A 10723-nucleotide genomic window follows, 5' to 3' on the forward strand; every position below is an offset into this window, starting at 1 on the left:
GCTGCTGGCCGCCGTGCCGAGGCTGTCGTCCCCCTCCGGCACCCGGCTCACCGGCATTCCCGGGACACCGCCCGACCTGTCGCTGCCGCTCGCGGGCTGCGCGTTCGCACAGCGGTGCGCGTCGGCGGACGAACAGTGCCGGACCGAGGCGCCGCCCCTGGCCGACGGCGTGGCCTGCTGGCACCACGACGAGCAGCCGCCCCCACCCGCCGAGCGCGCCGGGCCCGCCGCCCGCACCACCCCCCGAGAAGCCGCACCACTGCTGGAGGCCACCGCCCTGCGCAAGGAGTTCCAGGCGCGCCGCCACGTCCCGCTCGTCGCCGTCGACGACGTCTCCCTCACCCTCCACGCGGGGGAGACCCTCGGCATCGTCGGCGAGTCCGGGTCCGGCAAGTCCACCCTGGCCCGGCTCCTCGCCCACGCCCACCCCGCCGACGGCGGCACGATCCGGCTCCGCGGCGAGGACGTCACCCAGCCCTCCCGCACGGCGCTACGGGCCCTGCGCCGCCAGGTGCAGATGGTCTTCCAGGATCCGTACGCCTCGCTCAACCCGCGGATGACCGTGGGCGACATCATCGGCGAACCCCTCCTCGTCCACGGCCTCTACCCGGACCGCGCCGCACGCGCGCGGCGGGTCGCCGAGCTGCTGGAACTCGTCGGCCTCGACCCGGCCGTCGCCGACCGCCGGCCCCGCGCGTTCTCCGGCGGCCAGCGCCAGCGCATCGGCATCGCCCGCGCCCTGGCCCCCGAACCCTCCGTGCTGCTGTGCGACGAACCCGTCTCGGCGCTCGACGTCTCCGTACAGGCCCAGATCGTCAACCTCCTGGCCGATCTGCAGCGCGACCTCGGCCTCGCCCTGCTGTTCATCGCCCACGACCTGGCGGTCGTACGGCAGGTCAGCCACCGCATCGCGGTCATGCACCGGGGCCGGATCGTCGAGACGGGCCCCGCCGACGAGCTGTGCGTCGATCCGCAGCACCCCTACACCAGCGCCCTGCTGGCGGCCGCCCCCGATCCCGCCCCGGCCGACGCCGCGGTACTGGAGACTCATCCCGTATGAAGACACCTATGCGGACACCCGCGCAGACACCCCCGAGACCCTTGCGGAAGCTCGGCTTCCTGACCATCGGGCTGTTCGACGAGGCCGACCCCTACCAGGGCCATGAGTCGACACTCGAGATCATCGCACTCGGCGAGCGCCTGGGATTCGACAGCGCCTGGGTGCGCCACCGCCACCTCCAGTACGGCATCTCCTCACCCATCGCCGTCCTGGCGGCCGCCTCGCAGCGCACCCGCCGCATCGAGCTGGGCACCGCCGTCATCCCCCTGGGCTGGGAGAACCCCCTGCGGCTGGCCGAAGACCTGGCGACGGTCGACATCCTCTCCCGCGGCCGCCTCAATCCAGGAGTCAGCGTCGGCCCGCCCCATCACTACGACCACGTCAAGGGCGCGCTCTACCCCGGCACGGCCGACACCGAGGACTTCAGCCACGAGCGCGTCAGACGGCTGCTGGACTGCGTACGCGGCGCACCCGTCACCGGCCTCAGCGGCGCCGAGGGCTTCGAGGTGTTCTCCGACCGCGTTCAGCCGCACGCCCCAGGCCTCGGCCGCCGCATGTGGTACGGCGGCGGCAGCCTGCGGTCGGCCCGCTGGGCCGGTGAGCAGGGCATGAACCTCCTCACCAGCAGCGTCGTGAAGGCGGAGGAGTCCGAGGACTTCGCCGAGATCCAGCTCTCGCACCTCCGCGCCTTCCGCGCCCACCACCCCGACGGCGACCGGGCCCGCGTCTCCCAGGGACTCGTCGTCATCCCCACCGACACCGCCTCGCCGGAGCAGCGCGCGAAGTACGAGGCCTACGCCCGCGAACGCCTGCCCCGCACCGCCACACCACAGGGGCCGTCGCGCATGATGTTCGCGCCCGACCTCGTCGGCACATCCGAGGAGATCGCCGAACGCCTCACCTCCCACGCCGCCTTCCGGGAGGTCGAGGAGGTCGCGTTCGCGCTGCCCTTCACCTTCGAGCACGAGGACTACGTCCAGATCCTCACCGACATCGCCACCAGACTCGCCCCGGCCCTGGGCTGGCAGCCGCCCGCCTGAACCAGCGGCGCCGTCCGCTAACGCGTTTCCGCGGCTCCGTCCGATTCCCGCCGGTGCGGCAGCAACGCCACCGCGAGGGCCGGAACGGCGGCGAGGACCAGCCAGGGCACGGAGGCCGGGAGGCCCAGGTCGAGCAGGGAGCCGGTGGCCGAGCTGCCGATGAGGACGATCAGACCGGATACGGAGGACAGCGCGCCGGTGTAGAGGCCGAGCCGCCCGTCCTCGGCGAGGTCGGGCACCCAGGCGCGGGCGGCCGGGACGACCAGCATCTGGCCCAGCGTGAGCAGGACGACGAACCCCGCGGCGGGCAGCAGCCCCACGGCACCCGACCACTGCGCCGGGCGCGCGGCGGCCACGACCGCGAAACCGGCCGCGATGAGCAGCAGCCCGCCCGCCATCGAGCGGCGCAGATCGAGCCGGTCGCCCGCCCAGCGGGTCACCGGCAATTGGGCGCACACGACCAGCAGGGAGGACAGTGCGAACAGCCAGGACAGCGGAGCCTGGGAACCCGTCGCGCGTTCCACCTCGTCCGGCAGGGCCAGATAGAGCTGGTTGTAGGCGAGCAGATAGCTGCCGTACGCGCAGCACAGCGCGAGGAAACGGCGGTTCACCAGCATCGCCCGCACCCCGCCCCGCTCCCGGACGCGGACCCGGCCGGGTATGTGCTGCGGCATCAGCCGCGCGTGCCCGGCGAGGACGAGGACGAAGACCCCCGCGCCCGCGAGGCACGCGGTGCGGAAGTCCACGACCAGCAGCAGACCGCCGATCAGCGGCCCGACGAAGGCCCCGGCCTGCCCCGCCGCGCTGAACAGGGCCAGCACCCGGGTCCGGGGGCCGCGGCCCTTCTGCTCCCAGATCACCGCCTGCCGTGCCACCTCGGACTCCACAGCCGGGGAGAACAGCGCCGCGGCGAAACCGATCAGCAGCACCGCGCCGACCACGGTCCAGACCGACCCCGCGTACCCCAGCCACGCGAACCCGGCGATCCGCAGTACACACCCGGCCAGCACCACCGGCCTCACCCCGTGCCGGTCCACCAGCCAGCCGCCGAGCACGAACAGACCCTGCTGGCTGAAGGTCCGCAGGCCCAGGACGAATCCGACCAGCCAGCCCGCCATGCCGATCGCGCTGCCGAGGTGCTCGGCGAGGAACGGCAGCACCGCGTAGAAACCGATGTTGAAGGCGAGCTGCGTCAGGATCAGCAGCCGCAGCAGCGGCGACAGGTCCTTCCAGGTCCGTTCGCGTGGCGGCTTGGCGGCCCGGGAGACGCGGGGGACCCGGGGGACCCGGCCGGTCGGGGCCGGGGCTCTGGAGAGGGGATCGGTCATCCCCTCATCCTCGTCCACAGCCCCGTGCCGCGACCGCGCGGGCCCCCGGCACCCGCCTAGGAGGCTTGTGCCTTGTCGTACAGGGCCTTCGCCACATCCCCGAAGTACGGGCCGAACATCGTGTTCGGCAGGAAGACGTAGCCGAAGCTGTTCACGGACACCTGCAGTCCGGTGCCGGTGGCCTCGCTGAAGCCGGTGAACCAGGGCCCGCCGCTGGAGCCGCCCGTCATGTTGCAGGCGAGGCCGTGGTCCTGGGTGAGGAGCCAGTCCTTCGAGCTGTTGCCGCTGCAGTAGATGAGTTTCGTCCCGTCGTACGGCGAGGCGGCGGCGAACCCGAAGGCGTACATCTGCTTGTTGTAGCCGCCGTTGAACTGGAGCCCCTGCGCACCGACGACCGAGGTGAGCTTCTGGCCGTTCAGCGGGGCCACCACCGCGGCGCCGACGTCATTGTTCATGTCCTCCGTGGCTTCCCACTGCGGGGTGGTGAGCGTCTTGGCCGCGGTCCACTGCCCGTACGGCGCGTTGCCGTTGTCGTAGGCGGGCACGAAGACCCAGTTGGTGTGCCAGCTGCCCTGGTACTTCACGCAGTGTCCGGCGGTGATGACGGTGCTCGCGTTCTGGCTCGTCACCGCGTTGCCGGAGCACGAAGCGGTACGCCCCTGGAAGGTGAAGAACACCCGCCCCGAGGTACTGACGACGGCCCCGCTGCCCGCCCACGGACCACCGGCCTGCGGGAAGGAGGCGGGCGCTGCGGTGGGTTCGACGGTCGTCGACGGCCCACCGGCCTCAGGGGCCTTCAGCCGCTTGGCGGCCTGCCGGGTCAACAGCAGATCGAGCGGCGTGGCCGAGCGCATCCGCTCGGCGGTCCAGAAAGCGCGGGCCCTGTGCTGTTCGACGGCCGAGGCGGTACGAGCCGCGGCCGACGGCCCGGAGGCCGGTTCGGGGGTCGCCGCGTTGGCCGCGCCCGAACCGAGAAGGCCGCCGCTCAACAGGGCTCCAACGGCCAGCAGAATGCCCGCGGCAGTGCGATGGCGTCTCACGCATGTCTCCTTCTGCCGTGCCCGGACTGATGGCGTCCGGTCAGGGTGGGGGAACGAAGAGCGGTGCGGATAGACGTGCGTCAGGCAGCGTGCCACGGGAATCTTGACTTGTCAGGGGCGAGTTGACGCCTTTCTCGGCTGCGCGCACCGGCTGGCGGCGCCCGACCTGCTCGCCCGGCCCCAGCACGAGGCCGACGTCAGCTTCGAGTGCGCCACCAGCGGCATCCGCCCCCGCCCCGCACTGCACACGACAGGTTGGCGTCACGCCACGTACAGTTCCACGGCACGCCCATCCGGATCTTCCACGACGTGACGGCCGGGAGCCAACGACGGAGTCACCGTTCGGCTGTCGACGGTGAAACCCAGCCGCACACTGGAGGCGGGCCGCTGCACGGTGGCCGGATAGAGCTCGATCACGGTGTCGTCCGGCAGGGTGGCGGCGTAGTGGATCGGGCCGCGCCCGTGCTGTTCCTGGACCAGGGGCAGCCCCAGACCGCTGTAGAAGACGCGGGACTCCTCCAAGTGGTCGGTGTAGAGGACGATGAGGGCGATGCCGACGGCTTTGAGCGGCGCGGCAGACATGACGACTCCCTGCTGATCGTTCGATACGGGGCCCGCGGGATACACCTCAGACCTCCGATTCACCCCAAGAAGCGATGTGCGCACCGTCACCCACCGACAGTTTGCCGGGACGCAGCACGGCGTACTTGGCGCCGAAGGCAATGCCGCCCTCGGCGGCCCGGCGGTAGGTGGCCAGGGTACGCAGCGGCTCGGGCCCCGCCTTGGTACCCGCTCGCTGGTCGACCATGGTGACGCCGCAGCGGATGGCGAGCTTGGCGTAGGCGAGTTCCGTGTCGGCGATGGCGATCCGGTGGGCGCGGTCCTCGGTGTGGGGGAGGTCCCAGCCGTCGACGACGATGTTCGGGCGGAAACGGTCCATGGGGAGGGGAGGGGCGCCGCGCTCGCCCAGCCGCTCGTTGAGCAGATCCAGAGTGGACCGGGAGAGGAGGTGGATGGCACAGCTGTCGGCGTATCCAGAGGTGCCGGGCGTAAGGCCGTCGGTGACCCGTTGGTGATCGGCCGGAACGCGCACCAGGCGGCTCGGCGCGCGGAGAACGCCGGACAGCCACGCGGCCGCTTCGTCGCCCTGATCGATGCCTCTGAACGGCACGCCGAACAGATCCACCGCTCGGGGACGGCCGGACGTGTCGACGTCGATCCCGACCAGCTCCGAACCCGGGGCACGCAGGGTGAGCCGTTGACCGTCGGTGCTGATCTCGGGGCGGATCAAGGCCAGTCTCGGGTGACGCCGTTGCGTACGGTAGACACCGTCCTCGCTGGTCACCATGAAGCTGCGGTCATGGGCGAGACCCGCGGGCGTCAACACCGCCGTGTGCGAGGACATCCCAGCGCACCCCTTGATGGGGTAGGACACCAGCTCCACGACTCTGGCCACATGCTTCTCCTTGCCCGCGCGCATCCCATTCCGCTGTGATCATCATGGACGTACGATCGCGCGGGCAATCCAAATACGCGGTCAACTCGCCCAGTTGGCGGCTCATTCAGCGTCCAGCGCACCAGCGCCGGAGCCTGTGCGTGACGTACGATCAGGCTCCCTTCGCACCGGAAGGCGGCCCGCTCATGCCCGTACCAAGCCTGCTCGCGGTCTTCGCCCACCCGGACGACGAGTCGCTGTCGGCGGGTGGAGTACTCGCCCGCCACGCCGCCGCGGGCGCGCGAACCGCGGTCGTCACAGTGACCTGGGCCGCGGACACCGCACGCGCAGCGGAGTTGGCCGAAGCGCTGCGCATCCTCGGCGCGGGCAAGCCGCGGATGCTCGGCTACGCCGACGCGCGCGTACCCCAGTCGGCCCTGGGCCGCGCGCGGTTCTGCGACGCACCGCTCGACGAGGCGGTACGGAGTCTGGTGGCGCACATCCGGGAATTCCGCCCGGACATCATGGTCACCCACGACGCCTATGGCGGGCTGCCCGGGCACCCGGATCATGTGCACACCCACCGGGTGACGATGCTCGCCGCCCAAGCGGCCGGACTCGAGCGGCTCTACGCGGACACCGGCGCCCCCTGGCAGCCGCGCGCCCTCTACCTGGCCACACACCCGCACTCGGCCGTACCGGCGCTGAGAGACGTGATCGGCGAGCGCAAGACGGCGTACAGCGTCCCGGACGTACAGGTCACCGCGACCGTGGACGTCGGCCCATGGATGGAGCAGAAGATCGCCGCCGTACTGGCGCATCGCTCCGAGGTCGAACGGGGAGCCCTGCCAGGAGTCATCGCGGGCCTCGCCCCGGACGCACAGGAGCGGCTGTTCGCCACCGAGTGGTTCATTCGCCACGCCCCCACCGCCCCGGCGGCGGCTCCCCAGACGGAACTGACCACCTGAGACAGCCGCACCTTGCCGACGATCCCCGAACCTCTACGATGTTTGCGTGAACATCCAAGGGGAGGGGGCCGCGCGCAGGATGCCCGGGGGGTTGGCCGCGCTCGCGCTCGGCAGTTTCGGCATCGGCCTGACCGAGTTCGTGATCGCGGGCCTGCTGCCCCAGGTGAGCCGCGACCTGGACGTCTCCGAGGCCGCGGCCGGGTGGCTCATCTCGGGATACGCCCTGAGCGTGGCGGTCGGCGCGATCCTGCTGACCGCCGTCACCACCCGCGTCCACCGCAAGGCCGTCCTCATCGGGCTGGTGGCGGTGTTCGTCCTCGGCAACCTGCTGTCCGCCATCGCCTCCACCTACGCCGTGGCGCTGCTGGGCCGCGTCGTCGCCGCTCTGTGCCACGGCTCGTTCTTCGGTATCGGCTCCCTCGTCGCCCGCCGGATGGTTCCGCCGGAGCGGGCGTCGCGCGCGGTCGCCGTGATGTTCGCCGGGCTGACGGTCGCCAACGTACTGGGCGTCCCGTTCGGCGCCCTCATCGGTGAACGCTGGGGCTGGCGCGCCACGTTCTGGGTGATCACCGCGATCGGCGCGCTGGCCCTGGCCGCCATCGCCGTGTGGGTCCCGGCCTGGGCGGGCACCGTGGACGAGTCCCGCCGCACGGCGGGCCTGCGCGCCCAGCTACGCGCCTTCCGCTCCCGGCAGGTCTGGTTGACCCTCGCCGCCACCGCCCTGAGCTACGGCGGCATGTTCGGAGCGTTCAGCTACATCGCGTACACCCTCACCGAGGTCACCGGCTTCTCCACCGCCGACGTCGCCTGGCTGCTCGTCGTCTACGGCAGCGGCCTGGTCATCGGCAACGTCGCCGGAGGCCGAGCGGCCGACCGCAACCGCGACCGCACGCTGATCGCCTCCCTGGCCGGGCTCGCCACCACGCTCGCGGCCTTCGGCCTGCTGGCCGAGGGACGTGGCGCGTCAGTAGTCCTCATCTTCCTGATGGGCGTCTTCGGTTTCGCCAGTGTCCCCGGCATGATCACCCGCGTTACGGACGCCGCCGGTGGAGCGCCCCTGGTTGCCAGCGCCAACGTCTCGGCGTCCAACGTCGGCAACGCCCTCGGCGCCTGGCTGGGCGGCCTCGCGATCAGCACCGGCCTGGGCTACACCGCGCCCCTGTACGTAGGCGCCGCCATCGTGACCCTGGGTCTGGCCGTGATGCTGGCCGCCGCCCGCACCGCCCCTGCCACCCCGCCTCCACTCACCGCCCTCGACCAGGCGGCGACAGCATCACCGCGGTAACGGCCGGGTCAGCCAGCCAACTTCACCTTGGTGGCCTTGGCGATCTCACACGTTTTCGGCATCGCGTCCGCCTCACCCTTCCACGCGGTGGACGCGAGTGCGCTCTTCACGGCTCCGGCCTGGACGGGCTGCTGGGGGAGGGTGGTGTAGACCGCCTCGTCAGGGTGCGCGGAGTTCAGGAAGCGGACCTTGACGGTGTAGGCGTAGTCCGCCGGGCCACTCGCGTTGTCGAGCTGGACGATCGCGAACAGCTTGGCCGCGTCGCGCATCTGGCACGACTTGATGCTGACCTCGGCCTTGAACGTGACGGCCTGGGCGGGGCCGGATCCACCGGCCGGCTCGCCCGCCGCGGCGGACCGCGACGACGTGGCGGCCGGACTCGGCGACGCGCTGCTGCTCGTGTCCTTCTTCCCGCCCTTTCCCGCGGCGGAGGGCGCATCATCCGACCCGCTGCCGGAGCAGGCCGACAGGGCGAGGAGGCCGCAGGCGGAAAGCGCGCCGAACACGGCGCGGGAGGAAAGGTGGCGCATGGGAAAGGGTCCCCCGTCAGGACACGGATTCGCCGGACGGACCGGCCCAGTCCGCATCACGCTAGCACCTGCCCTCAGCGCCGCCGCGCTTTAGTAGGCGTAGAAGCCGTGGCCGCTCTTGTGGCCCAGGCGTCCGGCGGCGACCATGCGGCGCAGCAGGGCGGGCGGCGCGTACAGGGGTTCCTTGAACTCCTCGTAGAGAGACTCGGCCACGGCCTGGGCGGTGTCGAGTCCGATGAGGTCGAGCAGTCGCAGCGGCCCCATGGGGTGGGCACAGCCCAACTCCATCCCGTGGTCGATGTCCTCGGGGCGGGCGGTCCCGGTCTCCACCATGCGGACCGCGGCCAGGAGATAGGGCACCAGCAGGGCGTTGACCACGAAGCCGGAGCGGTCCGGCGCCTGGATCGTCTGTTTGCCCAGCCGCCGGGCGGCGAAGTCCCCGGCACGCTCCAGTGTCTCGGGGGCGGTGGTCAGGGCGGGAATCAGCTCCACCAGGGGCTGCACGGGGACCGGGTTGAAGAAGTGCATCCCGATGACCTGCTCGGGCCGACTGGTGGCGGCTGCGAGGTCGACGACGGGCAGGGAGGAGGTGTTGGTGGCCAGGATCGCCCGGGGGTCGACGACCTCCTTGTCGAGGGTCTGGATGACCGTGGTCTTGACGTCCCTCTGTTCGGCGACCGCCTCTATGACGAACTGACGGTCAGCCAGGTCACCGAGGTGGCAGGTGAATGTCAGCCGGGCCAAGGCCTGGTCGCGCTGATCCTCGGTGAGTTTGCCGCGCCGTAGGCCACGGTCCAGGGAGGCCGTGAGGCGGCGGCGGCCGGCTTCGGCGGCGTCATGGGTGGCCTCGGCCACCACTACATCCAGGCCCTGGCGGGCGGCGACTTCGGCGATGCCGGAGCCCATCAGGCCGCAGCCGACGACACCGAGGCGGGAAACGTTTTCCATGACAGTCCTTCGGAGTGGAAGGGCAGGCTTGTGGAGAGGCGCGCGGACGGCCCGGCTCGCGGTCACGCTATGGCACTGAGTACCCTCGGTCAAGGTCCTGAGTGCCATGGCTATGGCTACTCGTCTTCCAACGTCTTCTCGATCTTTTGCACCACGCGCCACAGGGGAGCGCTCCGAGGTGCCACCATGACGATCACGTCGTCCTCCGGGACGGGGGCGGCGCCGCTCTCGGCGGATTCGTTGGCATCGCCCCACGTCTGCCGGACGAAGGTCAGGGCCTGGTCCACCGTCTTCGCGGCATCGCCCTGCCCCCCGTCTCGCAGCCAGGTGCGCAGCCCGTTGTTGTGCGCGGCGACGACGGCCGCGGCCTGCACTTCCGCCCGGAGCGCTCCGTTCCGGTCTCCCGCGTAGCGTTGCCGGAGGTAGTGGGCCAGGGTGCGCTCGTAGCGGTGCACCACGGACAGCTCGTACCCCCGCAGGCTGGGCACTTCGCGCGTGAGCCGGTAGCGCTGCACGGAGAACTCGGGGTTCGCGGCGTACATCCGCATGACGAGACGGGCCGCGTCGCAGACCACGTCGAGCGGTTCGCCGTCGGTGCCCGTCGCGAGGAAGGCGCTCATCTCGGTCAGGCAGCGCTCATGTTCGGGGAAGACGACGTCTTCCTTGGACGGGAAGTAGCGGAAGAACGACCGGCGCCCCACTCCGGCCCGCGCCACGATGTCGTCCACCGTGGTCTGCTCGAAACCGTGCTCCATGAAGAGCTGGAACGCAGCCTCGATGAGCACCTCGCGCATGGGCTTTTTCCCGGATGGTCCAGACCCGCTGACCGCCGCGGTTGCCCTGCCTTCGTCGTGTGCGTCCGTCATGGAGGGAACGTAGCACCCGTGCCGACAAGGATGGCACTCAGTATCTTTACCGAATGGTACTGAGTGCCATACTGTCGTTCAGGTGCTCCGGTTCGGCAGCGCAGACGTCCAGGAACCGTAAGGAGAGTCGGCGTGAGCTTGAGGATTGTTGTCTGTGTGAAGTACGTGCCCGATGCCACCGGCGACCGGCACTTCGCCGAGGACCTGACGCTCGACCGTGAGG

General features: G+C 71.0%; 11 protein-coding genes and 1 pseudogene. 5 read left to right on the forward strand and 7 right to left on the reverse strand.

The features are described from left to right. A partial coding sequence (locus ACZ6CL_RS42255) for an oligopeptide/dipeptide ABC transporter ATP-binding protein (RefSeq protein WP_468946734.1) occupies positions 1–1060 on the forward strand: 1060 nt, incomplete at its 5' end. An 8-nt stretch (positions 1061–1068) separates the two neighbouring features. Beyond that, positions 1069–2100: an LLM class flavin-dependent oxidoreductase gene (locus ACZ6CL_RS42260; protein WP_468946737.1), complete on the forward strand. Its 1032-nt coding sequence runs from the start codon at positions 1069–1071 to the stop codon at positions 2098–2100. 17 nt (positions 2101–2117) lie between these two features. On the opposite strand, the gene ACZ6CL_RS42265 is transcribed toward ACZ6CL_RS42260, so the two are convergent. The 4 genes from ACZ6CL_RS42265 to ACZ6CL_RS42280 all read right to left on the reverse strand — a co-directional run bounded on the left by ACZ6CL_RS42265 (position 2118) and on the right by ACZ6CL_RS42280 (position 5924). Next, positions 2118–3428: an MDR family MFS transporter gene (locus ACZ6CL_RS42265; protein ID WP_468946738.1), complete on the reverse strand. Its 1311-nt coding sequence runs from the start codon at positions 3426–3428 to the stop codon at positions 2118–2120. A 56-nt stretch (positions 3429–3484) separates the two neighbouring features. Then, complete coding sequence (locus ACZ6CL_RS42270; RefSeq protein ID WP_468946741.1) at positions 3485–4468, reverse strand: trypsin-like serine peptidase; 984 nt, start codon at positions 4466–4468, stop codon at positions 3485–3487. 261 nt (positions 4469–4729) lie between these two features. After that, the gene (locus ACZ6CL_RS42275) at positions 4730–5050 is read right to left on the reverse strand and encodes a VOC family protein (RefSeq protein WP_468946744.1); all 321 of its coding nucleotides are present in this window, start codon (positions 5048–5050) and stop codon (positions 4730–4732) included. Between the two features lie 46 nt (positions 5051–5096). Next, entirely contained in the window at positions 5097–5924 is an 828-nt protein-coding gene (locus tag ACZ6CL_RS42280; RefSeq protein ID WP_468946747.1) for an MOSC domain-containing protein, read from the reverse strand. 185 nt (positions 5925–6109) lie between these two features. Here ACZ6CL_RS42280 and ACZ6CL_RS42285 point away from each other — a divergent pair, with 185 nt between their 5' ends. Both ACZ6CL_RS42285 and ACZ6CL_RS42290 read left to right on the forward strand, forming a co-directional pair. Further along, a complete protein-coding gene (locus ACZ6CL_RS42285; protein WP_468946749.1) occupies positions 6110–6871 on the forward strand; it encodes a PIG-L family deacetylase in 762 nt (253 codons plus the stop codon). Between the two features lie 79 nt (positions 6872–6950). After that, positions 6951–8156, forward strand: coding sequence for an MFS transporter (locus tag ACZ6CL_RS42290; RefSeq protein WP_468946758.1), 1206 nt, complete (start codon positions 6951–6953; stop codon positions 8154–8156). An 8-nt stretch (positions 8157–8164) separates the two neighbouring features. Here the strand turns inward: ACZ6CL_RS42290 and ACZ6CL_RS42295 are convergent, their stop codons facing one another. From ACZ6CL_RS42295 to ACZ6CL_RS42305, 3 genes are all read right to left on the reverse strand, one after another. Continuing rightward, entirely contained in the window at positions 8165–8686 is a 522-nt protein-coding gene (locus ACZ6CL_RS42295) for a hypothetical protein (RefSeq protein ID WP_468946750.1), read from the reverse strand. Positions 8687–8776: 90 nt separating this feature from the next. Next, positions 8777–9634: a 3-hydroxybutyryl-CoA dehydrogenase gene (locus ACZ6CL_RS42300; protein WP_468946753.1), complete on the reverse strand. Its 858-nt coding sequence runs from the start codon at positions 9632–9634 to the stop codon at positions 8777–8779. 116 nt (positions 9635–9750) lie between these two features. Next, the gene (locus tag ACZ6CL_RS42305) at positions 9751–10500 is read right to left on the reverse strand and encodes a TetR family transcriptional regulator (protein ID WP_468946756.1); all 750 of its coding nucleotides are present in this window, start codon (positions 10498–10500) and stop codon (positions 9751–9753) included. A 132-nt stretch (positions 10501–10632) separates the two neighbouring features. Here ACZ6CL_RS42305 and ACZ6CL_RS42310 point away from each other — a divergent pair. Then, positions 10633–10723: pseudogene (locus tag ACZ6CL_RS42310) on the forward strand (electron transfer flavoprotein subunit beta); the annotation flags it as partial.

The organism is Streptomyces sp. NPDC041200, from assembly GCF_055591805.1.